Source organism: Aeromonas sp. R5-3, assembly GCF_040908225.1.
GTDB lineage: Bacteria > Pseudomonadota > Gammaproteobacteria > Enterobacterales > Aeromonadaceae > Aeromonas > Aeromonas dhakensis.
Genome location: NZ_JBFODH010000019.1, coordinates 210,990 through 237,692, shown reverse-complemented (window position 1 = coordinate 237,692; position 26,703 = coordinate 210,990). Strand labels below are relative to the sequence as shown.

21 protein-coding genes are annotated in these 26,703 nt (G+C 60.2%); 9 read left to right on the top strand and 12 right to left on the bottom strand.

Annotation, left to right across the window (positions count from 1 at the left end):
* The first annotated feature begins 159 nt into the window (after window positions 1-159).
* Complete coding sequence (locus tag AB5Y95_RS10745; RefSeq protein ID WP_017764214.1) at window positions 160-1,791, top strand: mechanosensitive ion channel family protein; 1,632 nt, start codon at window positions 160-162, stop codon at window positions 1,789-1,791.
* Window positions 1,792-1,921: 130 nt separating this feature from the next.
* Here AB5Y95_RS10745 and AB5Y95_RS10740 read toward each other — a convergent pair whose 3' ends face one another.
* Window positions 1,922-3,136 carry a pyridoxal phosphate-dependent aminotransferase gene (locus AB5Y95_RS10740; protein WP_005302243.1) on the bottom strand — a complete coding sequence of 405 codons (1,215 nt, stop codon included), beginning with the start codon at window positions 3,134-3,136 and terminating at the stop codon, window positions 1,922-1,924.
* A gap of 380 nt (window positions 3,137-3,516) precedes the next feature.
* Between AB5Y95_RS10740 and AB5Y95_RS10735 the strand changes: the two genes are divergently transcribed.
* Window positions 3,517-3,729: a DUF1653 domain-containing protein gene (locus tag AB5Y95_RS10735; RefSeq protein ID WP_010633639.1), complete on the top strand. Its 213-nt coding sequence runs from the start codon at window positions 3,517-3,519 to the stop codon at window positions 3,727-3,729.
* Window positions 3,730-3,786: 57 nt separating this feature from the next.
* On the opposite strand, the gene AB5Y95_RS10730 is transcribed toward AB5Y95_RS10735, so the two are convergent.
* The 11 genes from AB5Y95_RS10730 to AB5Y95_RS10680 all read right to left on the bottom strand — a co-directional run bounded on the left by AB5Y95_RS10730 (window position 3,787) and on the right by AB5Y95_RS10680 (window position 18,568).
* Window positions 3,787-4,050, bottom strand: a complete 264-nt coding sequence (locus AB5Y95_RS10730; RefSeq protein WP_010633640.1) for a GrxA family glutaredoxin — start codon at window positions 4,048-4,050, stop codon at window positions 3,787-3,789.
* A gap of 142 nt (window positions 4,051-4,192) precedes the next feature.
* Window positions 4,193-5,629 carry a D-alanyl-D-alanine carboxypeptidase/D-alanyl-D-alanine-endopeptidase gene (gene dacB / locus AB5Y95_RS10725; protein ID WP_368160969.1) on the bottom strand — a complete coding sequence of 479 codons (1,437 nt, stop codon included), beginning with the start codon at window positions 5,627-5,629 and terminating at the stop codon, window positions 4,193-4,195.
* A gap of 124 nt (window positions 5,630-5,753) precedes the next feature.
* A complete protein-coding gene (locus tag AB5Y95_RS10720) occupies window positions 5,754-7,514 on the bottom strand; it encodes a DEAD/DEAH box helicase (RefSeq protein WP_368160967.1) in 1,761 nt (586 codons plus the stop codon).
* 113 nt (window positions 7,515-7,627) lie between these two features.
* Window positions 7,628-8,665 (bottom strand): HlyD family secretion protein, encoded by a 1,038-nt coding sequence (locus AB5Y95_RS10715; protein ID WP_242763673.1) that lies wholly within the window; start codon window positions 8,663-8,665, stop codon window positions 7,628-7,630.
* Between the two features lie 2 nt (window positions 8,666-8,667).
* Window positions 8,668-9,000 (bottom strand): DUF3302 domain-containing protein, encoded by a 333-nt coding sequence (locus AB5Y95_RS10710; RefSeq protein WP_005302225.1) that lies wholly within the window; start codon window positions 8,998-9,000, stop codon window positions 8,668-8,670.
* Between the two features lie 288 nt (window positions 9,001-9,288).
* The gene (locus AB5Y95_RS10705; RefSeq protein ID WP_010633644.1) at window positions 9,289-10,710 is read right to left on the bottom strand and encodes a carbon starvation protein A; all 1,422 of its coding nucleotides are present in this window, start codon (window positions 10,708-10,710) and stop codon (window positions 9,289-9,291) included.
* 140 nt (window positions 10,711-10,850) lie between these two features.
* Window positions 10,851-11,555 carry a two-component system response regulator BtsR gene (gene btsR, locus AB5Y95_RS10700; RefSeq protein WP_010633645.1) on the bottom strand — a complete coding sequence of 235 codons (705 nt, stop codon included), beginning with the start codon at window positions 11,553-11,555 and terminating at the stop codon, window positions 10,851-10,853.
* 52 nt (window positions 11,556-11,607) lie between these two features.
* The gene (locus tag AB5Y95_RS10695; protein WP_017782973.1) at window positions 11,608-13,278 is read right to left on the bottom strand and encodes a sensor histidine kinase; all 1,671 of its coding nucleotides are present in this window, start codon (window positions 13,276-13,278) and stop codon (window positions 11,608-11,610) included.
* 353 nt (window positions 13,279-13,631) lie between these two features.
* A complete protein-coding gene (locus AB5Y95_RS10690; RefSeq protein WP_005302214.1) occupies window positions 13,632-14,867 on the bottom strand; it encodes an HD-GYP domain-containing protein in 1,236 nt (411 codons plus the stop codon).
* Between the two features lie 109 nt (window positions 14,868-14,976).
* Window positions 14,977-17,640: a bifunctional acetaldehyde-CoA/alcohol dehydrogenase gene (gene adhE, locus AB5Y95_RS10685; RefSeq protein WP_017784052.1), complete on the bottom strand. Its 2,664-nt coding sequence runs from the start codon at window positions 17,638-17,640 to the stop codon at window positions 14,977-14,979.
* Window positions 17,641-17,935: 295 nt separating this feature from the next.
* Window positions 17,936-18,568 carry a 2OG-Fe dioxygenase family protein gene (locus tag AB5Y95_RS10680; RefSeq protein ID WP_208200973.1) on the bottom strand — a complete coding sequence of 211 codons (633 nt, stop codon included), beginning with the start codon at window positions 18,566-18,568 and terminating at the stop codon, window positions 17,936-17,938.
* A 269-nt stretch (window positions 18,569-18,837) separates the two neighbouring features.
* Here AB5Y95_RS10680 and AB5Y95_RS10675 point away from each other — a divergent pair, with 269 nt between their 5' ends.
* The 7 genes from AB5Y95_RS10675 (at window position 18,838) to AB5Y95_RS10645 (ending at window position 26,652) form a co-directional block, all read left to right on the top strand.
* Window positions 18,838-19,473 (top strand): YchE family NAAT transporter, encoded by a 636-nt coding sequence (locus AB5Y95_RS10675; protein WP_005302204.1) that lies wholly within the window; start codon window positions 18,838-18,840, stop codon window positions 19,471-19,473.
* Between the two features lie 279 nt (window positions 19,474-19,752).
* Window positions 19,753-21,372: an ABC transporter substrate-binding protein gene (locus AB5Y95_RS10670; RefSeq protein ID WP_005302201.1), complete on the top strand. Its 1,620-nt coding sequence runs from the start codon at window positions 19,753-19,755 to the stop codon at window positions 21,370-21,372.
* A gap of 97 nt (window positions 21,373-21,469) precedes the next feature.
* Entirely contained in the window at window positions 21,470-22,390 is a 921-nt protein-coding gene (gene oppB, locus AB5Y95_RS10665; protein WP_005302198.1) for an oligopeptide ABC transporter permease OppB, read from the top strand.
* A gap of 14 nt (window positions 22,391-22,404) precedes the next feature.
* Window positions 22,405-23,316 carry an oligopeptide ABC transporter permease OppC gene (oppC, locus tag AB5Y95_RS10660; protein WP_005302192.1) on the top strand — a complete coding sequence of 304 codons (912 nt, stop codon included), beginning with the start codon at window positions 22,405-22,407 and terminating at the stop codon, window positions 23,314-23,316.
* A 118-nt stretch (window positions 23,317-23,434) separates the two neighbouring features.
* The gene (locus AB5Y95_RS10655) at window positions 23,435-24,415 is read left to right on the top strand and encodes an ABC transporter ATP-binding protein (protein WP_017786762.1); all 981 of its coding nucleotides are present in this window, start codon (window positions 23,435-23,437) and stop codon (window positions 24,413-24,415) included.
* Window positions 24,416-25,411 (top strand): murein tripeptide/oligopeptide ABC transporter ATP binding protein OppF, encoded by a 996-nt coding sequence (oppF, locus tag AB5Y95_RS10650; protein WP_005302185.1) that lies wholly within the window; start codon window positions 24,416-24,418, stop codon window positions 25,409-25,411. It abuts the gene before it with no gap.
* A 296-nt stretch (window positions 25,412-25,707) separates the two neighbouring features.
* A complete protein-coding gene (locus AB5Y95_RS10645) occupies window positions 25,708-26,652 on the top strand; it encodes a TerC family protein (protein ID WP_368160964.1) in 945 nt (314 codons plus the stop codon).
* The last annotated feature ends 51 nt before the right edge of the window (window positions 26,653-26,703 follow it).

The window sequence follows — 26,703 nt, the reverse complement described above, 5'->3', positions numbered from 1 at the left end:
TACTGCTGGTGATCTTTGTTATGACTCGATTTTTTGCAAGCGAGGGCGATGAGCCCTATGTGTCATGGATGACGCCAGGAGAGGGATAGGGGGCCGTTGCCCCGTCCGTTGCCGAACGTGGTCATCATGATGAAACAGGACGGTCACGAGGGAGAGGTTATGGGGCACAGAGGGATCATCAGGCTGGCAGGGATGCTGCTGGCCCTGCTCATGGTCGATAGCGGGTGGGCGGCGGAGCCGAGACTGGAGCCGACCGAGCAGGAGCAGGCCCAGACCCTGACCCTGTTTCACGAACCCATAGTGATGCTGCAGGCGAAATTCGGTCGCCTGGACGGGGCGGCCCGGGTGCGGATCGTCAAGGAGCGGGTAAGGCAACTGCAGCCCGAGGATCTGACCCATCCGGTGACCGTGGTCAGCTCGACCCGCCTCGGTCAGGAGGCCAGGGAGTTCAGGCTCAATGACAAGCACCTGCTGGTGTTGCTGGAAAAAGATCTGGAGTGGCTCGATGAGCTGACCCTGGATCAGGCCGCAGAGCGGGTGCGGCTGCGGCTGGAAAATGTGCGGGTCAAGGTGCTGGAGCTGCATTCCAACACCTACCTGCTCAAGGCGGCAGGCAAGACGCTGCTGGTGACCCTGCTGTTTCTGATGGTGGTGCAGCTGCTGCGACGGGGGCACCAGCGGGCACGTCGCTGGTTCGCCAACAACCTGCTGCAACAGAAGGGGCTGATCCCCCATCAATGGCGCCAGGTGCTCGGCAACCTGGAGATCCGCGTCATCGGCGTGTTCACCTGGCTGGTGATCCTGCTGCTCACCTATGGCTGGCTCACCTATGTGCTGGGGCTGTTCCCGCATACCCGGATCTGGAGCGATCAGCTGGGCTCCTCCCTGCTGGAGCTGTGCAGCAACATCCTGGGCGGGATCGTCGCCGCCATGCCGGGGCTGGCGACCGTGCTGGTCATCTTCGTGCTGACCAAGCTGTTCATCCGCATGCTGGCGGTCATCTTCGCGCGCATCGAGCGCGGCCATTTCCGGGTGCAGGGGCTGCACTCCGAGACGATAGGGGCGACCCGCCGTCTGCTCTCGGTGGTGATCTGGCTGTTTGCCCTGACCGTCGCCTATCCCTATCTGCCGGGGGCGGATTCGGACGCCTTCAAGGGGGTGAGTGTCTTCTTCGGTCTGATGGTGACCCTGGGCTCGGCCGGGATCATGAACCATGCCATGAGCGGCCTGGTGCTGATCTACTCGCGGGCCCTGCGGCCGGGGGATCTGGTGCAGATAGGGGAGGTGGAGGGGGTCGTCACCGAGCTGAGCGCCCTCTCGACCAAGCTGGTGACGCGCCACGATCACGAGGTGACCCTGCCCAACGCCGTGGTGGTGGGGGGCAAGGTGACCAACCTGAGCCGACTGGCAAGCGACAAGGGCATTGCCCTGCTCACCAAGGTCACCATCGGCTATGACACTCCCTGGCGTCAGGTGCACGCCATGCTGGAGCTGGCGGCCAGGCGCTGCCAGCTGATCAATCAGGAGCAGGCCCCGCTGGTGCGCCAGCTCAATCTGCAGGACTGGTACGTGGAGTACGAGCTGCAGGTGCGGATGAAAGAGGGGCTGTTGCCCGGTCCGGTCAGAACCGAGCTGCACGGCCACATCCAGGATGTGTTCAACGAGTTCGGGGTGCAGATCATGTCCCCCAATTTCGTGGCTCAGCCGGAGCAGGCCGTGCTGGTGCCCCGCGAGCAGTGGTATCAGGCTCCTGCCGTGCCGCCTGCCGAAGTGGCCACCGGGGAGAAATAGTCCACAACGCGGGCCTTGCGACGGGACTCTCTCGCCATAAAAAAATCCGAAGCGGTGCAGACCGCTTCGGATTTTTTATGGTCGGCCTGCTGCAGGCGAGCCGCAGGCCAGGGCAGACGCCGTGTTGCGGTTACTGCTTGTAGCCCTTGAGGAAGCGGGCGAGGCGGCCGATGGCCTCTTCCAGCTCCTCTTCGCGGGGCAGGAACACCAGTCGGAAGTGATCCGGCGCCGGCCAGTTGAAGCCGGTGCCCTGCACCAGCAAGAGCTTCTCCTGCTGCAGCAGGTCGAACACCATCTTCTGGTCGTCGCGAATGTCGTACACCTTGGGATCGAGGCGCGGGAACATGTAGAGCGCCCCCTTGGGCTTGACGCAGGAGACCCCGGGGATCTCGTTCAAAAGCTCCCAGGCCTTGTCACGCTGGCGGCGCAGGCGCCCGCCCGGCAGGATCAGCTCGTTGATGCTCTGATAGCCGCCAAGGGCGGTCTGGATGGCGTGCTGCATCGGCACGTTGGCACACAGCCGCATGGAGGCCAGCATCTCCAGCCCCTCGATATAGCCTTTGGCACGGCCCTTGGGCCCGGTGATGACCATCCAGCCCTGGCGGAAGCCGCAGGCGCGGTAGGCCTTGGAGAGGCCGTTGAAGGTCACCACCATCACATCGTCGCACAGGGTGCAGACGCTGGTGTGGGAGATGTCGTCGTAGAGGATCTTGTCGTAAATCTCGTCGGCGAAGATGATGAGGTTGTGCTGGCGGGCGATCTCGATCACCTCCAGCAAAAACTCGCTGCCGTAGACGGCGCCGGTCGGGTTGTTGGGGTTGATCAGCACCAGGCCGCGGGTGCGCGGGGTGATACGGGCACGGATGTCGTCGAGATCCGGATACCAGTCGGCCCCTTCGTCGCAGCGGTAGTGCACCGCATGGCCGCCGGAGAGGGTCACTGCCGCGGTCCAGAGCGGGTAGTCAGGGGAGGGCACCAGCATCTCGTCGCCGTTGTTGAGCAGCGCCTGCATCGCCATCACGATGAGCTCGCTGGCGCCGTTGCCGATGTAGATGTCGTCGATGTCGACCTTGCGCATTCCCTTCTGCTGGTAGTACTGCATCACCGCCTTGCGGGCGGAGAAGAGCCCCTTGGAGTCGCAGTAGCCCTGGCTCTGGGGCATGTTGAGGATCACATCCTTGATGATCTCTTCCGGCGCCTCGAAGCCGAACGGAGCCGGGTTGCCGATGTTGAGCTTGATGATGCGGTGGCCTTCGTCTTCGAGACGGCGAGCTTCTTTATGCACCGGGCCGCGGATGTCATAGCAGACATCGTCGAGCTTGTGCGACTTGTCGATTGTGAACATGGTGACTGTGATTCCTTCCCCATGGGGACGCGTTGGCGAAAAAGGCGGTTTTTAGTATCAAATTTCTTTTCCCCTATTCTTCACAGAATTGAATGCTAGAACAATCCTCTTTTTAGTAGAATTCCCTGATTTTTAGCCCTGAAACAGGGTTGCTAAAACGTTAAATTCAGCACGATCGTTTGTGTGAACCAAGGTTATCCAGTGAAAGATGAGGGGCTCATTAACAAAGCTACCCGACTGTGTTGAAATATTCACGCTCGCTGGCACGATTGGCTTGCGTGAAAAATGCCGTTCTTTTTGCCCACGGCAGCCAAAAACAGGACCCGACGCGTGCTGTCAGGCCTGTCCGGACCCCGTCCCCACACCATGGAGAAGTCATCATGCAAGCCCCCGCCGCCGGTCGTTATCGTCACTTCAAGGGTGGTTATTATCAGGTGCTGACCCTGGCCCTGCACACCGAGACCGGGGAGCAGCTGGTGGTCTATCAATCGGAGCAGGATGGCGCCGTCTATGCCCGTCCCGTGGTCATGTTCATGGAGTGGATCGAGCATCAGGGTCAGGTGGTGAGCCGCTTCAGCCCGGTGGCGGAGTGACGCCGGGGAACGACCATGAAAAAAGGCGCCTGATGGCGCCTTTTTTACAACGTGAACTTACTGGTAGAGACCCAGGTTCTCTTTGGCATAGGCTTCGAAATCGGTGCAGCCACCGATGTGCTGCTCGTCCAGGAAGATTTGCGGCACGGTATTGACCGGCTTGCCGGCGCTCTTGGCCAGATCTTCCTTGGTGATGCCCTCGGCGTGGATGTCCACGTAGCGGAATTTGAAATCGTCACGCTGTTCGACCAGTTGCTCGGCAATCTGCTTGGCACGGACACAATAGGGGCAACCGGGACGACCAAAAATCACTGCAAACATGTTCTCTCTCCATTCATTTGAGGCTGGGCACAGGATAGCCCCGCCTCGTGACTAGTCAAAGTGGAAATTGTCGATACGGCCGTTCGCCATCTTCGATAAGGCGCACTGCGCCGGCCGTCATCGTCACTCACCTCGCAGCGGATCAACCCTCATCGGCGATCTGGATCGGCTGCTGCTGGTAGATGCTCTCCAGCACCCCTTTCTCGAACACGGTCCAGGGCCAGGGGGCCTTGCTGGCGCGGTAACGCTCGTGGGTGGCCGGATCCTGCGACAGGCCGCGCTGGAACATCACGAACGCCTTGCGCTGGCCGCCGGCGGTGTCGATGAAGCCCACCAGGTTGGAAGTGCCGGTGATGGTGCCGGTCTTGGCATGCACCTTGTTCTTCATCATGGGGGCGGTAACGCTGCGCCGCCAGGCCAGGGTGCCGTCCACCTGGGAGCTTGGCAGCAGCTTGATGAGGCCGAGCTCCGCATCATTTTTCTGGATGAAGTTCAGCACCGACAGCATCTGGCGGGCACTGATGAGGTTGTGGGCGGAGAGACCCGAGCCGTCGGCCAGGGTGGCGTTGCCCAGATCGATGCCGTTCTTGGTCAGGATGGCGCGCACCGCCATGGTGCCGCTGCGATAGCTGCCCGGCTTGTTGTAGTAGTGGCGGCCGACGGTCTTGAGGAAGGTATCGGCGTAGAGGTTGTCCGACTTCTTCAACATCTTAGCCAGCATCACCGGCAGGGAGACCGAGTAGTGGGTACCCAGGGTCTCGGCATTGTCCGGCGATCTGTGGGTGACGCGCAGCAGGCCGTCATGCTTGATGCCGGCCCGGTCCATGGCCCAGCGGATGTTGTCCCAGCCCCAGGCTTCCACGTCGTGGATGGCGAAACGCAGCCCCTGGGGCTCCTTGTTCGGGGTGATGCAGCCCTTGAGCTCGTAGAAGTTGCCCTTGGCCATGTCCACTTCCAGTGCACAGAACTGGCGCGCCATGTCGCCATAGCTCATCACCTCCACGTTGTCGGCACCGACCCCGATGGGGACCCCGATGGCCACGTTGCCCACCGCCGGCTTGCCGATCTGGGTGGCGGTGATGGTGGCGTAGGCGCAGTTCTTGTCGATGATGACCGAGGAGACGGGGGCGGCGAAGCAGAGGGTCTGATCCCCCCAGGACCAGCCGTTGCCGCGCTCGTAGCCGTTGTAGGCGCCGGTGTTGACGTAGACGTTGCCCTTGATCTGGTTGACGCCAAGCTGCTTGAACAGGGCCAGCAGGTCCATCCGTGACAGGGTGGGGTCACCGACGAAGTTGATCCAGATATCGCCGTTGATGACGTTGCCCTGCTTGGCGCCAGGCTGAGCCTGGATGTCGGTGGCGAAGCGGAAGTCGGCGCCGAGCTCGAGGCGGGCCGCCAGCGCGGTGAGCACCTTCATGGTGGAGGCGGGGGCGATCATCTGATCCGCATGGCGGGCAAACTCGATGCCGTTGTTGCCCTGCACCACGATGGCGTACTGGCCCCCCTGGGGGGGCGTCAGCGGGGCGGCCTGGGCCGCCAGGGAAAAGAGAGCACAAAAACCAATCAACAGCCGCTGCATAACATCCTCTAACGTGACGAAGGGGCCCGGCAGTGGGCCGGCCCTGATAACTCAAACCTTGTTGTACCCGCCGATGCCGGAACGGCCGTGGCAAAGCAATTCATACGCCTTATGCCGGTCGCCATCACGCCAGTGAATTGGCGGTGCGATAGCGGCCGTCATAATCAAAAATCTTCTCTTTGATCTGCCAGAAGCGCCCTGACTTGCGGGCGATGACAAAATCGGGGTGGCGAAACTGATGTTCCACCGCCAGCACGCTCGCCAGGGTGGCAAATTCGGGCTCCAGCCCCGGGGCGGGCCAATGATGACGCACAAAGTGCTGTTGAAACAAGCGCCGTGCGCCTGCCGAGTGAAATCCGAAGTACTCATTGAGGGTGAGACCATCCTCGTCGTGATAGGTCACCTCCAGCCGCTCCCCCTGTTTGCCGCGCCCTGCGGTGAAGGTGAGACCGGCGCAGCGGATCACCATGCAATCCTTGAGATTGAGCGCCTCTTTAAGCTTGTCGTCAGGGTCCACCAGCAGCTGATCGCAGCTCTGGCAGCGGCGGGCTGCGATGTCGTTTTCGGCGCCGCAAGCGGGGCAGATCTTGGCGCGAAAGCGGTAGTCGCACTCCTCGCGATTGCCCTCGTCATCTTCAAACAGTCCCTGACAGCGGCGGCCGTAGTGCTCGATCACCTTGCCATCCTCGTCGGTCTTGCCCCAGAAGGTGTTGGCAAAGCCGCAGGCAGGGCAGGGCACCTGCACCGGCTCGGTACCTGCGTGGGGGCGAGGCTCCCCCACTTCGGGAGCAAACAGGTTGAAGTTGTTGCCGGCGTAGTCGAGCACCAGACAATCCTCCTTGCCCGGCGAGAGGCGCAGGCCCCGCCCGACGATCTGCTGATAGAGCGAGACCGACTCGGTGGGCCTGAGCATCACGATAAGATCGACATGGGGAGCATCGAAGCCGGTGGTGAGCACCGCCACGTTGACCAGAAACTTGAGCTCGCGCGCTTTGAAGGCGTTGATGAGAGCATCGCGCTCCGGCCCCGGCGTTTCGCCGGTGATAAGGGCTGCCTGCTGGCCTCTGGCGCCAAGCAGGCCGTGAATTTCACGGGCATGCTCGACGGTGGCGGCGAAGATCATCACCCCCTGCCGGTTGGCGGCATACTCCAGCACCTGACTCAGGATATGGGGTGTAACTCGCTCCTGCCGCTTGAGCTCGCCGTTGAGCTCCGCCTCGCTGAAGAGGCCATTCTCCCGCGGCACCAGCTTGCTGAAGTCGTAGTGAACGATGGGGGCATCCACCATGCGCGGCGGCGTCAGGTAGCCGTTTTTGACCATAAAACGCAGCGGCAGCTCGAACACGCAGTCGCCGAACAGCCGCTCACCGTGGCTCTTGACCATGCCGTGGTAGTGGCGCCGGTAGATCCAGCCCAGCCCGAGCCGATAGGGGGTTGCGGTGAGACCGAGGATCTTGAGGGCCGGATTGGCGGCCTTGAGGTGGCCTAACACCTGATGGTACTGGCTGTCGTCATCCAGCGAGACCCGGTGGCACTCGTCGATGATGAGCAGCGAAAACGCCCCGTCGAAGGCCGCCAGATTGCGCGCTACCGACTGCACCGAGCCAAACACCACCTGGGCGCTGGCCTCCTTGCGATTGAGCCCGGCGGCGAAGATGTCGGCCTGGAGGCCCCAGGCTTCGTACTTGGCGTGGTTCTGCTCCACCAGCTCCTTGACGTGAGCCAGCACCAGTACCCGGCCGCGCGCCTTGCGGGCCAGCTCGGCGATCACCAGACTCTTGCCGGCCCCGGTGGGCAGCACCACCACGGCGGGATCCAGGTGCTTGCGAAAGTGGTTGATGACGGCGTTGACGGCGTCGGTCTGGTAGGGTCTGAGAACGAACATGCAGGCTGGGTACATCGACGAGGGGCGGAGCAGGGTGGCGCCATTATAGGGAACTTGGCGCCAAAAAACAGCGGGCCGGCATGGTGCCGGCCCGCTGGCTGCGTCGTTGCGGCTTAGTGGAAGGGGAAGATGTAGTTCATCCAGCTGGCCATGCGCAGCAGTACCTTGCGCATGATGGCCACGTGATGGAAATGCTTGGTGTAGATGGCTGCCTGACCGCTGGAGCCGGCTATCACCTGATACTCCTGCCAGCGCGGGTCGGTGATCTTGATGCGCACCGGCAGGCGGCCGGGGATCACCGCCGAACTCTGGTCGATCAGCGCGGCATTGGCCTGCACGTTACCGGAGGCGATGGCGGGGATCACCGCTTCTACTTCACCCTTGAAGATCTTGCCGGGGATGCCGTCGATCACCACTTCGGCCTCGTCCCCTACCGCCAGGCGCTGCATGCTGTTTTGCCAGAACCAGCCGACGTAGGCGTTGTCGTCCTCGTGGATGAAGGTCATCACAGGGCGATACATGAAGGGAGTGGCGATCATGCCCGGGCGCAGGGCCAGCTGTACCACATGGCCGTCGCTCGGGGCATAGACCACGGTCTGGTCGAGCTGGTACTTGGCTTCGCGCAGCTGGGCCCGCACATCGTCCAGGGTGGCTTGTTGCTGATCGAGCTGGGCGACCAGATCGTCGACGTTGGCCTGGGTCACGTCCAGATCACGCTGCTTGCCGATGCCGCGGCGCATCAGCTCGGCGGCGCGATCCCGGTCGAGCTTGGCCGAGCGCATGCGCGCCTCGATGGATTTGAGGTGCTCCTCGTTGGAGCTGACCCTGGCCTCCAGGCTCGCGGTGCGCTGGCGGAACGGCTCGTCGTCGATACGAAACAGCACGTCACCCTTCTTCACCTTCTGGTCCGGCTTGACCGCGACCTCGCTGACCCGGCCCTTGACCAGGGGAACGATGGGGGTGGAGACGTAGTAGTTACGCGCCATCTCTGAGTAGGGGTGGTTGTAGTTCATCAGCATGATGAGGGTGCCGATGAGCAGCACGCCGCCGAGCACGGCGGTGGGCACGGTCCACTTGTTGAGCGGGATGCGGAAGATTTTGAAGACAGCTACACAGATGGCGGTGTAGGTGAGTACCAGCAAGAGATCCATGATCACTCCTTCTCTTGGGTCAGCTGATCGAGGCGGCTGCGCAGGGCGGCGACCTCATCCTTGAGCTCGGCGAGGTGTTTCTCGTCGCGCTCGATACGCTGGGTAAAGCCCCAGCCCCGATCCTCCCGGTAGAGGGTCGCCCAGATCCAGAGGAAGGGCCACAGCACGTGCAGGGTAAACAGGCTGACCCAGCCGGCCACGTGAATGGCATCCTGATGGGGATGCTGACGATGCTTGGCTATTTCATAGGGAATGTCGTGAATGACGATGACCCCGTAAAAGATGACCAAACCCACAAAAAAAAGCAGACCAAGAGCAAAATAATCGAGTGTCATTTATGCCTCCACCGGCGTGACGCACAGCATTGTCATTGGATCCCGGGTTCTGCAACACAACCAGCAACCGGGTTTCCATCCTGTTGGGCCCGAAATCTTAAGCAATCTTGTTGTACTGAAGCTTAAGTGGCTTCGAAATCGTCAAGATAGATGACGGTATTATTGGGGCGAGTCCATAAAGTCGTATCCATGACAAGGACTTACGCAGGGAGTATGGCATCAGTGAGGGGAAATTAGCAGCAAAAAAAGGAGCCTTTATGGCTCCTTTTCTGACATGTTTGGCGTGGATCAGCTTTCGCTGGCCTTGCCGATCAGGGCGGGTCTGAACTTCATCAGGAAGGCGACGGTCACCACCAGGGTGCTGGCCAGACCGATGAGGGTGGAGACGCCCATCTCCAGTCCGAACCCGATGGGGGCGTTGGCCAGATAGGTGAACACCACGGCGGTCATGAACATGGCCGGCAGGGTGCAGACCCAGTGCAGCTTGCCCTCTTTGGCGAGGTAGGCGGCGGCGGCCCACAGCATCATCACGGCGGTGGTCTGGTTGGCCCAGCCGAAGTAGCGCCAGATCACCCCGAATTCGGCCTTGGAGATGATGAAACCGAGGATGAACATGGGGATGGCGATCAGCAGTCGCTTGGCCATCGGCTTCTGGGTCAGGTTGAGGAAGTCCGCCACGATGAGGCGGGCACTGCGAAACGCCGTGTCACCGGAGGTGATGGGCAGGATCACCACGCCCAGGATGGCCAGGATGCCACCAACGGTGCCGAGCAGGCTGGTGGAGACCTCGTGCACCACGGCAGAGGGACCGCCGCTTGCCAGGGTGGCGTTGAGCGCTTCTGTGCTGTCGTAGAAGGAGAGCCCCAGGGTGCACCAGATGAGGGCGATGATGCCTTCACCGATCATGGCCCCGTAGAAGATGAAGCGGCCGGATTTCTCGTTCTGCATGCAGCGCGCCATCAGCGGGGACTGGGTGGCGTGAAAACCGGACACGGCGCCGCAGGCGATGGTGATGAACAGCAGCGGCCAGAGCGGCAGCTCGGTCGGGTGCAGGTTGGAGAAGTCCATCCCGGTGTTGTAGAAGCCTTTGCCGGAGACGATGAGGCCGATGATGAGGCCGACCGACATGAACACCAGCAGGGCGCCGAAGATGGGGTAGAAGCGGCCGATGATCTTGTCGATGGGGACTATGGTCGCCAGGATGTAGTAGGCGAAGATGGCCACAATCCAGTAGACCAGGTCGGTGGAGGTGAGGTTGGCCAAGAGGCCCGCCGGGCTCAGCACGAACACCACGCCCACCAGCATCAACAGCACCACGGCAAAGAGGTTCATGAAGTGCTTGGCGGCGGTGCCCAGGTGCTCACCAACCACGGTCGGTACAGAGGCGCCCTTGGCGCGTACCGACAGCATGCCGGAGAAGTAGTCGTGAACCGCGCCGGCGAAGATGCAGCCGAAGACGATCCACAGCATGGCGACCGGGCCGTAGAGGGCACCCAGTATGGGGCCGAAGATGGGGCCGACGCCGGCGATGTTGAGCAGCTGCACCAGGTAGACCTTCTTGTCCGACATGGGGACATAGTCCACCCCGTCCGCCATGGTGATGGCGGGGGTTTTCAGCTCGGGTTTTGGCCCGAATATCCGCTCGATGAATTTGCCGTATACGAAGTAGCCGGCTATCAGCAAGCCGACACAGAGGAAGAACCAGATCATTGCTACGCTCCTGCTTTGTTATTTTTTGGTGTGCGCGGCCAGTGTAGGGGCTTGCACTGTTAACGGCAGGTAAAAAGGGGCGAGCGGCCGTATGGCGACCCGAGCGGTTGGCGCTCGTGATCCGGCTCACACCGCGCGGCTCACTCCAGCCCGAGCTGCTCCTTCAACTCCTTCAGGTAGCGGCGGCTGACCGGCACCTGGGCACCGCTCGGGGTCACTATCTCCGCCAGCTGATTCTCCAGCAGCCGGATTTCGAAGATGGCGGTCGGGGCCACCAGGTACTGGCGGTGGCAGCGCAGCAGCGGGGTCTTCTCTTCCAGTGATTTGAGGGTGAGCTGGGTGTGAAACAGCTCGCCCTGGCTGGCGACGTGCACGCCGCCGAGATCGGAGAAGGCGTACTCCACCTGTTCGATGGGCAGCAGCCGCACCCGGTTGTGCAGGTAGCCCGGAATGTGGCGAATGGCGGGGGCGATCGCCGTCATGGGCTGCGGGCTGAGATCCTGTCTCAACCGCGCCAGCGTCTTGGCGAGGCGGGCCGGCTCCACCGGCTTGAGCAGGTAGTCGAAGGCGTTCTCCTCGAACGCCTGGATGGCGTAGTCGTCAAACGCGGTGACGAACACGATGCGGGGCAGGGGATCGAGCATGGCCACCAGCTCCATGCCGCTCAGCTTGGGCATCTGGATGTCGAGAAACACCACGTCGGGTCTGAGCCGCTGAATGAGCGGCAGCGCCTCGATGGCGTTGGCGGCCGTCCCCAGCAGCTCGATATCGGGCTCGGCGGCCAGCTGCTGCATCAACTCCTCGCGGGCATACGGCTCGTCATCGACGATGAGGGTGCGGATCATGGTGTTCTCCTGCGTGACTGGGGGGCAAAACTGGCTTGGTGTGACGGCCGGATCATGACGCCTCCCTGGGCAGGGTGACGGAGACCCGGGTCCAGCAGTCGGGCTCGCAGCTGACGCTCAGGCCATAGCGGTTGCCAAAAGCGCTCTTGAGGCGCCGATCCACCAGGGTCATGCCGAGCCCGTCACCGGCCGGTTTCTCCTGCCAGGTGCCGGCATTGTCTTCGACGTGGATGGTAACCCGATCCGTCGTCTGCTCGGTGTAGAGGCGAATGCGCCCCTGCTCCAGCAGGGTGGAGATGCCGTGCTTGATGGCATTTTCAATCAGTGGCTGCAGGGTGAAGCTCGGCAGCTTGAGGCCGGCGAGGTCGGGCGGGATGTCGTTTTGCACCGTCAGCCGGTCGCCAAAGCGGGCCAGCTCGATCTCCAGATAGGATTGGCAGTGCTCCTGCTCCTCCTGCAGGGTGGCCAGCCCGCTCTGGCGCTTGAGGTTCTTGCGAAAGAACAGGGATAGGTGGAGCAGCAGCTGGCGCGCCCGCTCGGGCTCGCGCCGGGTGATGGCACTGATGGTGTTGAGGGTGTTGAACAGAAAGTGGGGGTTGATCTGGGCCTGTACCAGCTTGAGCTCGGACTGCACCAGCAGCCGCTGCTGCTGCTCCAGCCGGCCGGTCAGCAGCTGCTGGGAGAGCAGGTTGGCGATCCCTTCCCCCAGGGTGTGGTTGATCTTGAGAAACAGCCGCTTCTTGGGTTCATAGAGCTTGATGGTGCCGATCACCCCCTCGTCGCCGTGCAGCGGGATCACCAACACAGAGCCGAGCTGGCACTGGGGCGAGATGCTGCAGCGGTAGGGCTGGCTGTTGCCGTCGGCAAACAGCACCTTGTTCTGGGCGATGGCCTGCATGGTGATGGCGGAGGTGATGGGGGTACCCGGCTTGTGGTGATCCTCGCCGATGCCGATGAAGGCGAGGATCTTGTCGGTATCCGTGATGGCGACCGCTCCGACCCCGGTCTCCTCCTGCACTATCTGGGCGATGCGGGTGCTGGCCTCGGGGGTAAAGCCCTGGCTCATGATCCCCACGGTGCGGTTGGCGATGGTGAGCGCCTTGGCGGAGAAGACCCGGGAGAACTTCTCGTACATCCGCTGCTGGTCGCGGATCATGCTGATGAAGAGGGCCGCACCGCAGGAGTTGGCAAGGATCATGGGGGTGGCGATGGTGCGCACCAGCAGCAGGGATTTGTCGAACGGGCTGGCTACCAGCAGGATGATCACCATCTGCATGATCTCGGCGTAGAGGGTGGTGAAGAAGGCGATGCGCGGCTCGAACAGCGCATCCATCTTGCCTGCCCGCATCAGTCGCCAGTGCACCAGTCCGCCCAGCAAGCCTTCGCAGGTGGTGGAGATGGCGCAGGCGAGATCGGTGAACCCCCCCAGGGTATAACGGTGTATCCCGCCGGTCAGTCCCACCAGAAATCCCACCAGCGGGCCTCCCAGCAGTCCCCCCAGCACGGCGCCCACGGCGCGGGTATTGGCGATGGCATCGTCGATATCCAGCCCCACATAGGTACCCAGAATGCAGAAGCAGGAGAAGATGAGGTAAATCAGCACCTTGTGGGGCAGCCTGACCGAATAGTTGGTCAGTGGGCGCAGCAGCGGACTCTTGGAAAAGAGGTAGGCGATGACCAGACTGACGCTCATCTGTTGAAGCAGGGAGAGGACCAACTGCATAAAAAACGTTCCTCAGAGTCCGTGCCGAAAAAAGCGGCAGTCTTGAATAAATGTGATCAGGATCTTGTTCTGTGGGCCATTCTGGCCATAACGCCGGCGAAGTGTGCCAGAAACGCGGAATAAAACCATATCAAATCAGCATGTTAAATTGATATTTGTGTAATTGCCCAAGGATTGATATTGCTGAATTGAGCATGAATGTATCCGTTGGATACGCCACACGGAGGTGGCATGCTCCGCCCGACCAGCAGGTCGGGCGTTTTTTATCCAGGGGACGTGGCAAACCATTTTGAGGGTAATCGGGCAATTATTCAGGTTTGTCCAATGAGTTATCCCCAGCTTCTGGGGATAACTCAGAATGCAAAATAGTAACAGAAGCGTCGGGTCAGGTTGAAAAACAGACGCTGCCCTTCGTCCAGATCTTCCTGCTTGAGAAAGGATTTGATGGTGCGCTCATCCTCCCGCAGGTCGACCATGGCCACCCCTTCCGGTCGTTGTGCCTTGATGTAGGGCAACACCTTGGGCTTGAGGGGCATGGTGGGTTCGGTGGAGAGCACCAGGGCCACCGAGTCGTCGGAGAGCAGCACCAGCGAGCCCGGCGGATAGACCCCCAGTACCTTGATCAGCAGCTTGACCAGATCCTGGTCGAATTTCTTTTGCGACAGCTTGTAGAGCTGGCTGATGGCCTGGCTCGGCGCAGCCGGTGTCGCGCTGTTGCGCGGGTGCAGCAGCTCGTCATAGTAATCCACCAACCCGATGATCCGTGCCAGCGGCGGGATCTCGCCCCCCTTGATGCCAAGGGGAAAGCCACTGCCGTCGAGCCGCTCGTGATGCAGGTGGGCCACCTGACGGATCTTGGGCTCGAAGGCCTGCAACTGGGTCAGCATCTCCAGTCCGTACTGGGGGTGCATCTTGAGGAAGTTCTGCTCCGACTTGTTGAGTTCCCCCCGCTTCTGGGTGATCTGGGTCGGGATCTTCAGCTCGCCAATGTCGTGCACCAGCCCGGCCAGCCCGGTCTCCTCGATCTCGATGGGAGTCATGCCCAGCTCCCGTGCCATCAACATGGCGATGAAGGCCACGTTCAGGCTGTGCTGCAGCAGGATGTCGGTATGGGGGCTGCGAATGAGGTGCAGCCCGAGTGGGCCCTCGTGGGCGCTGATGCGGGCGGCGGCGTTGCGCACAATCTGCGCCGTGTTGGCGAGCCCTTCGTCCGGCTTGAGGTTGAGGGCGCCCAGGGCATCGCGCAGCTCGGACATGGACTGGCCGAAGGCCTTGTCGGCGGCGCGCAGGGAGCGACGAAATGCCTTCTCGTCAAACGGGGGAGGGCCGCTATCCTCCGGCTCTTCGACAACGGAGAGATCGGGGCCTGGGCTCGGAATATCGCCACGCAACAGGGGCTCGAGAGGGAGGTCGCTCTTGTCGGGGTCGACCATCAGCAGATTGAGGTCAAGGTGGCGGATGATGTCGAGTTGCTGTTGATCCTTGATCTTGAAGGCATTGAACATAAAAGGGTGATTGGTCCATCCCGTGGGAAGATGGATATAGTGACCGACCCGCAACTGTTCTATGGATGCCTGTATCAGCGCCATACGCTCGCTCGCATTTCATGAATGCCTATGAACAAGCTAGCAAAATTAAGCAGATAGACAAACAAAAAAGCCCGCGCATGTGCGCGGGCTCTCGAGTCGACTCAGCTTATCAGGCTTTGGACTTCTTCTTGCCTTCTACTTTGGCATCAACCTTGGCGGCAGCTTGGGCCTCCTCGGTGAACGGACGGCCGTAGTAGGTGTCCAGCAGGATGGCTTTCAGCTCGCTGATCAGCGGGTAGCGCGGGTTGGCGCCGGTGCACTGGTCATCGAAGGCTTCCACGGCCAGTTGGTCAACCTTGGCCAGGAAGTCGGCCTCGGCGACGCCGGCTTCACGGATGGAGGCTGGGATACCCAGGGTTGCCTTCAGCTCGTCCAGCCATACCAGCAGCTTCTCGATCTTGGCGGCGGTACGGTCACCGGCGGCGGTCAGACCCAGGTGGTCGGCCACTTCGGCGTAGCGACGACGAGCCTGCGGACGGTCGTACTGGGAGAACGCGGTCTGCTTGGTCGGGTTGTCGTTCGCGTTGTAGCGGATGACGTTGCTGATCAGCAGGGCGTTGGCTAGGCCGTGCGGGATGTGGAACTCGGCACCCAGCTTGTGAGCCATGGAGTGGCACACACCCAGGAAGGCGTTGGCGAACGCGATACCGGCGATGGTGGCCGCGTTGTGTACCTTCTCACGAGCGATCGGGTCGTTGGCACCGTTCAGGTAGCTGGAGGGCAGGTAGTCCTTCAGCAGTTTCAGGGCTTGCAGTGCCTGACCGTCGGAGTACTCGTTAGCCAGCACGGAAACATAGGCTTCCATGGCGTGGGTCACGGCATCGATACCACCGAAGGCGCACAGGGACTTGGGCATGCCCATCACCAGGTTGGCGTCGACGATGGCCATGTTCGGGGTCAGCTCGTAGTCGGCCAGCGGGTATTTCACGCCGGTGGCATCGTCGGTCACGACCGCAAACGGGGTCACTTCAGAACCGGTACCGGACGTGGTGGTGATGCAGACCAGTTCGGCCTTCACGCCCATTTTCGGGAACTTGTAGATACGCTTGCGGATGTCCATGAAGCGCATGGCCAGATCTTCGAACGCGGTGTTCGGGTGCTCGTACATTACCCACATGATCTTGGCCGCATCCATCGGTGAACCACCGCCCAGGGCGACGATCACGTCCGGCTTGAAGGAGTTGGCCATTTCGGCACCCTTGCGTACCACGGACAGGGTCGGGTCGGCTTCGACTTCGTAGAACACTTCAACTTCCATCTTCAGGCCTTTGAGCAGACGAACCACTTCGTCGGCGTAGCCGTTGTTGAACAGGAAGCGGTCGGTCACGATCATGGCGCGTTTCTTACCTTCCAGGTCGCCCAGGGCGATCGGCAGGGAGCCACGACGGAAGTAGATGGATTTCGGAAGTTTGTGCCACAGCATGTTTTCTGCCCGTTTTGCGACTGTCTTCTTGTTGATCAGGTGCTTGGGACCCACGTTTTCGGAGATGGAGTTGCCACCCCAGGAGCCGCAGCCCAGCGTCAGAGACGGTGCCATCGCGAAGTTGTACAGGTCACCGATACCACCCTGGGTAGTCGGGGTGTTGATGAGAATACGGGCAGTCTTCATCTTGTCGCCGAAGTACTTGATGCGGTCGGCGTTGCGATCCTGGTCGGTATAGAGACCGGAGGTGTGGCCGATACCACCCAGGTTGACCATGTCGCAGGCCATCTCGACGGCTTCTTCGAAGTTCTTGGCACGGAACAGACCCAGGGTCGGGGAGAGCTTCTCGTGAGCGAACTCTTCCTCTTCACAGATCTTCACGCCTTCACCGATCAGGATCTTGGTGTTGGCAGGCACGGTGACGCCAGACATTTCGGCGATCTTGACCGCAGGCTGACCCACGATGTTGGCGTTCATGGCGCCGTTGATCAGGATGACCTTGCGGACCTTGTCGGCTTCTTCCTTGGACAGCACATAACCGTTGTGAGTGGCGAAACGCTCTTTCACCTGGTCGTAGACGGAGTCGACCACGATGGCGGCTTGCTCGGAGGCACAGACCACGCCGTTGTCGAAGGTCTTGGACATCAGGATGGAGGCGACGGCACGCTTCACGTCGGCGGTTTCGTCGATGACGACCGGTACGTTACCGGCACCTACGCCGATGGCGGGTTTGCCGGAGGAGTAGGCGGCCTTCACCATGCCCGGGCCACCGGTGGCCAGGATCAGGTTGATGTCGTTGTGCTTCATCAGGGCGTTGGAGAGCTCAACAGAGGGTTGGTCAATCCAGCCGATGATGTCTTTCGGAGCACCGGCGGCAATGGCTGCATCCAGTACCAGCTTGGCTGCGGTATTGGTGGAGTTCTTGGCACGGGGGTGCGGGGAGAAGATGATGGCGTTGCGGGTCTTCAGAGAGATCAGGGACTTGAAGATCGCGGTGGAGGTCGGGTTGGTGGTCGGTACGATACCGCAGATGATGCCTACCGGCTCGGCGATGGTGATGGTGCCCATCTCGTCATCTTCGCTGAGGATGCCGCAGGTCTTCTCTTCTTTGTACTTGTTGTAGATATATTCGGAGGCGAAGTGGTTCTTGATAACCTTGTCTTCGATGATACCCATACCGGACTCTTCCACGGCCATCTGGGCCAGGGGGATACGGGCGTTGTTGGCGGCCAGGGCGGCGGCACGGAAGATCTTGTCTACCTGCTCTTGCGAGAAGCTGGCGAATTCACGCTGCGCTTCTTTGACGCGGGCAACCAGTGCATCCAGTTCAGCCAAATTGGTTACTGCCATGTTTATCTCCTGATGATTTGAAAACTGTTTAGTAAGACCTTGGCAATGCCCGGCAATTATAGATGCCCTGTCAAGAACAGAATCACCACAACGGGGTATTTACATGCCTTACTAAATCGCTTTCTGAGTCGATTATAGAGCGGGGCTGACTCAGAAAAACTTGATCTGGATCATGTGTAACAAAAGAACAAAAGAAATTTTGTTTCACAATACATGTTTGCCAGATGTTGCGCGGTTGTTTAGTGAGCCAGAGGCGGGATGAATGGTGCGTGAACAGGGGTTCACGCACCATTTTTCAAGCAGTTAGCACGATCACGTCCCAATGTCCCCGGTCCGTGCCCAGGGGCAGAATGGGGGCGGCATTGTGATAGAAACGGCGATCATCCAGGATCAGATACTCACCGACGTTTAATTGTTGTTGGAAAAATGGTTGTTCTTTTAATCCATGATAGAGCTGCAAGGCGCCGCCGCTGACCCCTTCACTGCCGCAGAAGAAGACCCCGATGAAGTCAAAGCCATCCTGGTGCACCCCCTCCGGCGCGGGCGGGACGCTCTCTCCTTCGCCGGTGACGATGCGCATCTGGTGAATGCCGATGGCCTGACCGTCTTCCAGCCGGGTGTGGCGGGCGAACAGTTTCAGCAGTTGTATAAAGGAGGGGTGAGCGACGAAGGCAGGCTCCAGCTCGGCATAGGTTCTGGGCACATCCCCCAGAAACTTGTTGATGGCGGCCGCCTGAAAGAAGACGCCGTTGTCGAGGGGTTGAAAGCGGGAGCCCTCCTTCTCCACCCGGCCGTAGCGGCGCTGGCGAAAGCTGCCTTGAATGTAGGGATCAACCGGCAGCCGCCGGAAGAAGCCCTGCAGGGGGGTTAGGGTACCTGCGGGCAGTGCATCCAGGTGCCACTGCAACTTGATGTCCGTATCAATCATCACGAAATCCTTGTTTGCTGAGATGAAATGTTGCGGCCAAACTCCATGGCCAGATAAAACTCGAAGCGATTTTATCAGAGTGTTAAATTGCGACAATCTTTATTAACAACTCAATCTGTCGAATTTCGTCGATGCATTAGAGGAACTAACTGAAAAGCCACGGAAAGGGTGAGATTATTTGATTGGTGAAGGATTCGGGCATGATGTAAATTTACGCTCGGTTTATCGGGGTGGCCCACAGGGCCTCGTACTACTTCTGGATGGCGCCTATGGCAGCGATTGACGTCTCTTTATATCTGAAGTTTTTCATCGGTTTGTTTGCGATCATCAACCCGCTCGGTTTGCTGCCGGTGTTCGTCAGCCTGACCAGCCATCAGACGCCGGAAGAGCGGATGAAGACCAACACCACCGCCAACATTGCGGTGATGATCATCCTGCTGGTCTCCATGTCCATGGGGCAACTGATCCTGGACGGGTTTGGCATCTCGCTGGCCTCCTTTCGCATCGCCGGCGGCTCGCTCATCACCCTGATCGCCTGGTCCATGCTGCAGGGCAAGCTGGGGGAGGTGAAGCACAACAAACAGGAGAAAGGGGAACTGGCCGCGCGGGAATCTGTCGCTGTGGTGCCGCTGGCGCTGCCGTTGATGGCGGGCCCCGGTGCCATCTCCTCTTCCATCGTCTACGCCAGTCAGAGCACCTGGTCCCAGATGCTGGGCATGTCGCTGGTGGTGATGGTGTTTGCCTTCTGCTCCTGGTTGATATTCCGCGCCGCCCCCCTGTTGTTCAAGGTGATGGGCAACACCGGCATCAACGTGGTGACCCGGATCATGGGTCTCATCATGATGTCGCTGGGTATCGAGATCATGGTGGCGGGGATCAAGGGGGTCTTCCCCGGATTGATGTGATTCAGGTCTGTTTTGTTGGAGCCGGTCCTTGTGACCGGCTTTTTATTGTTTCTTTTTTGTTGGTCATTTCCTAGAATCGAGCGGGTTTGTATAAAAAACGTCCATTACGGGATATTTAAATTCTGAATAATTGGTCAAAAGCTGCTTTTTTGACCATGAAGTCCAGTCCTGCCTGACGATATCTATTGCATTATCAGAAATGTCAGGGAATTATGCTGGCAGCGGGGTACTTATCTCGTTGATGGAAAAATGCATGGAATGTTCTTGTGGAGTATGGAAATGACTCATAAAAAAACAATGATTAATACCCTATTGGTGGCAGCTCTGTTTGGCGGTGTCAACGCGGCACAAGCCGCCGATGTGCCCGCAGGTACCAAGCTGGCTGAGGTTCAGCAGCTGGTGAAAGGCAACGGCTCCGAGCCCGCAACTCTCGACCCGCATAAAACCGAAGGAACGGTTGAATCCAATATTCTGCGTGACCTGTTCGAAGGTCTCGTTTCCTCCGGCCCCAAGGGTGAAGTGCTCCCCGCCATGGCCGAGTCCTGGGAAACCAAGGACAACAAACACTTCGTCTTCCACCTGCGCAAAAACGCCAAGTGGTCCAACGGGGATCCGGTCACTGCCCACGACTTCGAATATGCCTTCAAACGGGCCGTCGATCCGAAAACCGCCTCTCCCTACTCCTGGTATCTGGAGATCCCGACCATCGTCAACGCCTCCGACATCATTGCCGGCAAGAAGCCGTCAGATACGCTGGGCGTGAAGGCGGTGGACGACTACACCTTCGAGGTGCAGCTGGAGAAGGCGGTGCCTTACTTCGTCAGCATGCTCTCCCACACCACCACCTACCCGGTGCCGAAGAAGGTGGTCGAGAAGTTCGGTGACAAGTGGACCCAGCCCGGCAACATGGTATCCAACGGCGCCTATGTGTTGAAGGATTGGGTGGTCAACGAGCGCGTCGACGTCGAGCGCAACAAAAACTACTGGAACGACGCCAAGACCGTCATCAACAAGGTGACCTATCTGCCGATCCAGTCCACCAACGCCGAGCTGAACCGCTACCTGGCCGGCGAAGTGGATCTCACCTACAACATGCCCATCGAGCGTTTCAAGCAGATGAAGAAGGATCTGCCGAACGAGGTGAAGGTGAGCGGCTACGTCGGTACCTATTACTACCAGTACAACTTCAAGAAGAAGCCGTTTGATGACGTGCGGGTGCGTACCGCGCTCTCCTATGCCATCGACCGCAACGTGATCGCCGACAAGGTGATGGGCAAGGGGGAAACCCCGGGCTACACCCTGGTCCCTGATTTCGTGGATGGCTTCAAGCCGGTGGCGCCGGCCTGGTCCAAGCTGACCCAGGCAGAGCGTGATGCCAAGGCGAAAGAGCTGCTGACCGAAGCCGGTTTCGGCCCGGGCAAACCGCTCAAGTTCGAGCTGCTCTATAACACCGATGACAACCACAAGAAGGTGGCGGTTGCCGTGGCCTCCATGTGGAAGAAGCTGGGCGTGCAGGTGAGCCTGGTCAACCAGGAGTGGAAAACCTACCTGGAGACCAAGAAACAGGGTCAGTTTGACGTGGGCCGTGCCGGCTGGATCGCCGACTACAACGAAGCCTCCTCCATGCTGGATCTGATGCAGACCACCCACGGCAACAACGACGGCAAATACTCCAACCTGGCGTTCGACAAGTTGATGAACGAGTCGCGCAATCAGGTGGATGCCGAGGCGCGCAACAAGCTCTACGTCCAGGCTGAAGAGATCCTGGCCAAGGACATGCCGATCGCCCCCATCTATCAGTACGTGACTTCCCGTATGGTCAAGCCCTACGTGGGCGGCTATCCGGCCAACCCGCTGGACAACCTGTACAGCAAAGACATGTACATCATCGCCCACTGATTTTCGTTACAAGTCGCATAACAAGCAGGGCCCGCCAGACGGCGGGCCTTTATTACAACCGCGACCCTTTGGAAGCAGTACAGGACAGGAATTGTCTATGTTGAAATTCATTTTTAAACGTCTACTGGAAGCGATCCCGACTCTGCTGGTCTTGATCACCGTCTCCTTCTTCATGATGCGTTTCGCGCCGGGTAACCCCTTCAGCAGCGAACGCACCCTGCCACCCGAAGTGATGGCCAACATCGAAGCCAAATATGGCCTCGACAAGCCGATCGGGGTGCAATATCTCACCTATCTGGGCAACCTGGTGCAGGGGGATCTCGGTCCTTCCTTCAAGTACAAGGACTTCACCGTCAATGATCTGGTGAGCCAGGCACTGCCGGTTTCCGCCAAGATAGGCTCCTTCGCCTTTTTGTTTGCGGTGACGCTGGGGGTCACCTTCGGCACCATTGCCGCCCTCAAACAGAATACCGTCATCGACTACCTGTTGATGTCGTCGGCCATGGCCGGGGTGGTGATCCCGGGCTTTGTGCTGGCGCCCCTGCTGGTGCTGTTCTTCAGTATCCATCTGGGCTGGTTCCCGGCCGGTGGCTGGCAGGGTGGTGGCGTGCAGTTCATGGTGCTGCCGGTGTTCGGCATGATGATGTATTACATCTCCGCCATCTCGCGGATCATGCGGGGCAGCATGATCGAGACCATGAACTCCAACTTCATCCGTACCGCCCGAGCAAAGGGACTGCCGCTGCGCCACATCATCCTGAAACACGCGCTGCGCCCGGCCATGCTGCCGGTGGTCTCCTACCTGGGCCCGGCCTTCGTCGGCATCATCACGGGTTCCGTGGTGATCGAGACCATCTTCGGTCTGCCGGGGATTGGCCAGCTGTTCGTCAACGGTGCCCTCAACCGTGATTACTCCATGGTGCTCGGTCTGACCATTCTGGTCGGCGCCCTCACCATCACCTTTAACGCCGTGGTCGATATTCTCTATGCCTTTATCGATCCCAAGATCCGTTACTAAGTCGGGAGTACATCATGGTTGTCACAACTGAAAAACGCGAAGCCATCGAGGCGTTCGCCCAGAAAGTGGAAGTGGTGGAAGGACGCTCCCTGTGGAAGGATGCCCGTCGCCGTTTCCTGCGCAACAAGGCGGCTCTGACCAGCCTTATCATTCTCTCCATCATCGGCCTGGCGGTGATAGTGGGGCCCCATCTGTCCCAGTACACCTTTGACGATCCTGACTGGGGCGCCATGCAGACCGGCCCCGACATGGAGACCGGCCACTGGTTCGGCACCGACAGCCTGGGGCGCGATCTGTTCGTGCGCACCCTGCTTGGCGGGCGCATCTCGCTGATGGTCGGCATCATGGGGGCCATGGTGGCCGTCATCATCGGCACCCTGTACGGCGCGGCATCCGGTTTCATCGGCGGTCGGGTCGACAGCCTGATGATGCGGGTCCTTGAGATCCTCAACGCCTTCCCCTTCATGTTCTTCGTGATCATGCTGGTGACCTTCTTCGGCCGCAACCTGGCGCTCATCTTCATCGCCATCGGTGCGGTGAGCTGGCTCGACATGGCGCGGATCGTCCGTGGCCAGACCCTGAGCCTCAAGAGCAAGGAGTTCATCGAGGCGGCCCATGTCTGCGGCGTCTCCAAGTGGAAGATCATCACCCGCCATATAGTGCCGAACGTGCTGGGGATTGTGGCGGTCTACGCCACCCTGCTGGTACCGGGCATGATCATGTTCGAATCCTTCCTGAGCTTCCTGGGGCTGGGGGTACAAGAGCCCATGACCAGCTGGGGTGCCCTGCTGGATGAAGGCTCCAAGTCGATGGAAGTGGCCATCTGGCAACTCCTGTTCCCCGCCGGTTTCATGGTGGTGACCCTGTTTTGCTTCAACTTCCTCGGGGATGGTCTGCGTGACGCCCTCGATCCGAAGGATCGCTGATAAAGCGGCGAAAGAGCGTTGGAACAACGCGCCGAAGGGCCGCACAGTGCGGCTCAATCGGGCGGACAGCGCATCGGATCGACAGGAAAACGTCACGAAAGATCGATAAGGAGTTTTTATGAAGTTACTGGATGTAAAAGATCTGCGGGTCGAGTTCAAGACCCCGGACGGCAATGTGGTAGCGGTCAACGACCTCAACTTCTCTCTCTCTGCCGGCGAGACCCTGGGTATCGTCGGGGAATCCGGTTCGGGCAAGTCCCAGACCGCGTTCGCCATCATGGGGCTGCTGGCCAAGAACGGCATCATCACAGGGTCTGCCAAGTTTCAGGGCGACGAGATCCTCAACCTGCCGGAGCACAAGCTCAACAAGATCCGCTCCGAGAAGATCGCCATGATCTTCCAGGACCCCATGACCTCGCTCAACCCCTACATGAAGGTGAAGGATCAGCTGATGGAAGTGCTGATGCTGCACAAGGGGGTCAGCAAGGCCGAGGCGTTCGAGGAGTCGGTGCGCATGCTGGATGCGGTGAAGATCCCCGAGGCGCGCAAGCGGATGGGGATGTACCCGCACGAGTTCTCCGGCGGCATGCGCCAGCGGGTGATGATCGCCATGGCGCTGTTGTGCCGGCCGCAACTGCTCATCGCCGACGAACCGACCACGGCGCTGGACGTGACGGTACAGGCCCAGATCATGACCCTGATGAACGAGCTCAAGCGCGAGTTCAACACCGCCATCATCATGATCACCCATGACCTTGGCGTGGTGGCCGGTATCTGCGACAAGGTGCTGGTGATGTACGCCGGCCGTACCATGGAGTACGGCCGGGTCAACGACATCTTCTATCGCCCGAGCCACCCCTATACCGAAGGCTTGCTGCGCGCCATTCCCCGCCTCGATACCGAAGGGGAAGTGCTGCCCACCATCCCGGGCAATCCGCCCAACCTGCTGCGTCTGCCCACCGGCTGCCCCTTCCAGGAGCGCTGCCACCGGGTGAGCGAGATTTGCGGCCGGCAATCCCCAGTTCTGACGCCGTTCAACGACGGCCGGGAGCGGGCCTGCCACTGGGTATCGGATGCCATCATCAAGGGAGTGAACTAAATGGGGACTGACAAGAAACTGCTGCTGGAAGTGTCCGACCTCAAGGTCCACTTCAGCATCAAGAGTGACAAGGCCTGGCCCTGGGCCAAACCCTCCGCCCTGAAGGCGGTGGACGGGGTGACTCTGCGCCTTTACGAAGGGGAGACCCTGGGCGTGGTGGGGGAGTCGGGTTGCGGCAAATCCACCTTTGCCCGGGCGCTGATCGGCCTGGTGCCGGCCACCGACGGCAAGGTGGTGTGGCTTGGCAACGATCTGACCAAGCTTGACCAGAAGGCGCTGCGCGAAAAACGCAAGGAGATCCAGATGATCTTCCAGGATCCGCTGGCCTCCCTCAACCCGCGCATGACCATAGGTGACATCATCGCCGAGCCCCTCATCACCTTCTACCCGGCTCTGCCGAAAGAGGAGGTGAAGGAGAAGGTGCGCGCCATGATGAGCAAGGTGGGGCTCTTGCCCAACCTGGTCAACCGCTACCCCCACGAGTTCTCCGGTGGCCAGTGCCAGCGCATCGGCATCGCCCGGGCGCTGATCCTCGAGCCCAAGATGATCATCTGTGACGAGCCGGTGTCGGCGCTGGATGTGTCGATCCAGGCCCAGGTGGTGAACCTGCTCAAGTCCATCCAGAAGGAGATGGGGCTGTCGCTCATCTTCATCGCCCACGACCTGTCGGTGGTCAAGCACATCTCGGATCGGGTGCTGGTGATGTATCTGGGCAATGCGGTGGAGCTGGGGACCGGCAAGGAGATCTTCGCCAACCCCTTGCACCCCTATACCAAGGCGCTGATGTCGGCGGTGCCCATTCCGGATCCGGATCTGGAGCGCAGCAAGACCATCCAGATCCTGGAAGGGGAGCTGCCATCGCCGATGAATCCGCCCTCAGGCTGCGTGTTTCGTACCCGCTGCCCGGTGGCAGGCCCTGAGTGTGCCAAGACTCGGCCCCAGCTCGAGGGCAACTTCGACCATGCGGTCTCCTGCCTCAAGGCGGATCCGCTCTGAGGATGAGTAGGCAGAACAGGGCGCCCGGGTGGCGCCCTGTTTTTTTGCAGCCGGCATGAAGATGCCTCTTGGCGTTATCTTTTTCCGCTGTTACTATCCGCGCAACAAGGGGAGTAACTTCTCGCCGGTTTGTCGTCATTACGGTGCACCCATATCCTGCAGTGCACCCGGCAGCCGGGCAGTCGATGAAAATCGGCTGTAAGTGAGACCTTGCCGAGAGGCAAGGTGTATCTGCTCCAGACGCGAACCCACTGCCTCCCGGCCGTGGGTTTTGTCGTTTTTGGGAGAAGTGAAAAATGGGTGAATGGTGGATGTGGACCGGTTTCTTCAGCATAGTGCTGGTCCTGTTGTGGATTGATATCCGCTTTGTCGGCGGCGGCAAGGCGCACAAGGTGTCGCTCAAAGAGGCGGGCATCTGGTCCCTCATCTGGATCAGCGTGGCGCTCTTGTTCAACCTGGCCATCTGGTTCTGGCTGGATCACAGCGCCAGCCGCGAGATCGCCAACCAGAAGGGGCTGGAGTTCCTCACCGGTTACCTCATCGAGAAGGCGCTGGCGGTAGACAACGTCTTCGTCTGGCTGATGCTGTTCGGCTACTTTGCCATTCCGGCCGAGCTGCAGCGCCGGGTACTGTTGTACGGGGTTCTGGGTGCCATCGTGATGCGGGCCGGCATGGTGTTCGCCGGCAGCTGGCTCATCGAGCAGTTCCACTGGATCCTCTACCTGTTTGGCGCCTTCCTGCTGCTGACCGGGGTCAAGATGCTGTGGGCGGCCGACAAGGAGCCGGATCTCGCCAACAACCCGTTGCTGGGCTGGATGCGCCGTCGCTTCAAGGTGACCGAGACACTGGAGGGGGAGAACTTCTTCGTCTGGCGTGACGGTGTGCGCTATGCCACCCCGTTGCTGCTGATCCTGGTGCTGGTCGAGGTGAGCGACCTTATCTTTGCGGTAGACAGCATCCCGGCCATCTTCGCGGTGACCACGGATCCCTTTATCGTGCTTACCTCCAACATCTTCGCCATCATGGGCCTGCGTGCCATGTACTTCCTGCTGGCGGGTGTGGCCGAGCGTTTTGCCCTGCTCAAATACGGCCTGGCGCTGATCCTGATGTTTATCGGGGTCAAGATGCTGCTGCTGGATATCTTCAAGATCCCGACTGGCATCGCATTGGGCGTGGTCGCGCTGATCCTGCTGGCATCCATGGGGTTGAGCCTCTGGGTGACCCGCAAGAAAACGGCATAATTGGCAAACAAGCAAAAGGGCTCCCGCGGGAGCCCTTTTTCATGGCAAAGA

What these genes read in the sequence shown, in the direction of transcription:
- AB5Y95_RS10745 (WP_017764214.1), top strand. Translation starts at nt 160, where the DNA reads ATGGGGCACAGAGGGATCATCAGGCTGGCAGGGATGCTGCTGGCCCTG.
- AB5Y95_RS10740 (WP_005302243.1), bottom strand. Translation starts at nt 3,136, where the DNA reads ATGTTCACAATCGACAAGTCGCACAAGCTCGACGATGTCTGCTATGAC.
- AB5Y95_RS10735 (WP_010633639.1), top strand. Translation starts at nt 3,517, where the DNA reads ATGCAAGCCCCCGCCGCCGGTCGTTATCGTCACTTCAAGGGTGGTTAT.
- AB5Y95_RS10730 (WP_010633640.1), bottom strand. Translation starts at nt 4,050, where the DNA reads ATGTTTGCAGTGATTTTTGGTCGTCCCGGTTGCCCCTATTGTGTCCGT.
- dacB (WP_368160969.1), bottom strand. Translation starts at nt 5,629, where the DNA reads ATGCAGCGGCTGTTGATTGGTTTTTGTGCTCTCTTTTCCCTGGCGGCC.
- AB5Y95_RS10720 (WP_368160967.1), bottom strand. Translation starts at nt 7,514, where the DNA reads ATGTTCGTTCTCAGACCCTACCAGACCGACGCCGTCAACGCCGTCATC.
- AB5Y95_RS10715 (WP_242763673.1), bottom strand. Translation starts at nt 8,665, where the DNA reads ATGGATCTCTTGCTGGTACTCACCTACACCGCCATCTGTGTAGCTGTC.
- AB5Y95_RS10710 (WP_005302225.1), bottom strand. Translation starts at nt 9,000, where the DNA reads ATGACACTCGATTATTTTGCTCTTGGTCTGCTTTTTTTTGTGGGTTTG.
- AB5Y95_RS10705 (WP_010633644.1), bottom strand. Translation starts at nt 10,710, where the DNA reads ATGATCTGGTTCTTCCTCTGTGTCGGCTTGCTGATAGCCGGCTACTTC.
- btsR (WP_010633645.1), bottom strand. Translation starts at nt 11,555, where the DNA reads ATGATCCGCACCCTCATCGTCGATGACGAGCCGTATGCCCGCGAGGAG.
- AB5Y95_RS10695 (WP_017782973.1), bottom strand. Translation starts at nt 13,278, where the DNA reads ATGCAGTTGGTCCTCTCCCTGCTTCAACAGATGAGCGTCAGTCTGGTC.
- AB5Y95_RS10690 (WP_005302214.1), bottom strand. Translation starts at nt 14,867, where the DNA reads ATGGCGCTGATACAGGCATCCATAGAACAGTTGCGGGTCGGTCACTAT.
- adhE (WP_017784052.1), bottom strand. Translation starts at nt 17,640, where the DNA reads ATGGCAGTAACCAATTTGGCTGAACTGGATGCACTGGTTGCCCGCGTC.
- AB5Y95_RS10680 (WP_208200973.1), bottom strand. Translation starts at nt 18,568, where the DNA reads ATGATTGATACGGACATCAAGTTGCAGTGGCACCTGGATGCACTGCCC.
- AB5Y95_RS10675 (WP_005302204.1), top strand. Translation starts at nt 18,838, where the DNA reads ATGGCAGCGATTGACGTCTCTTTATATCTGAAGTTTTTCATCGGTTTG.
- AB5Y95_RS10670 (WP_005302201.1), top strand. Translation starts at nt 19,753, where the DNA reads ATGACTCATAAAAAAACAATGATTAATACCCTATTGGTGGCAGCTCTG.
- oppB (WP_005302198.1), top strand. Translation starts at nt 21,470, where the DNA reads ATGTTGAAATTCATTTTTAAACGTCTACTGGAAGCGATCCCGACTCTG.
- oppC (WP_005302192.1), top strand. Translation starts at nt 22,405, where the DNA reads ATGGTTGTCACAACTGAAAAACGCGAAGCCATCGAGGCGTTCGCCCAG.
- AB5Y95_RS10655 (WP_017786762.1), top strand. Translation starts at nt 23,435, where the DNA reads ATGAAGTTACTGGATGTAAAAGATCTGCGGGTCGAGTTCAAGACCCCG.
- oppF (WP_005302185.1), top strand. Translation starts at nt 24,416, where the DNA reads ATGGGGACTGACAAGAAACTGCTGCTGGAAGTGTCCGACCTCAAGGTC.
- AB5Y95_RS10645 (WP_368160964.1), top strand. Translation starts at nt 25,708, where the DNA reads ATGGGTGAATGGTGGATGTGGACCGGTTTCTTCAGCATAGTGCTGGTC.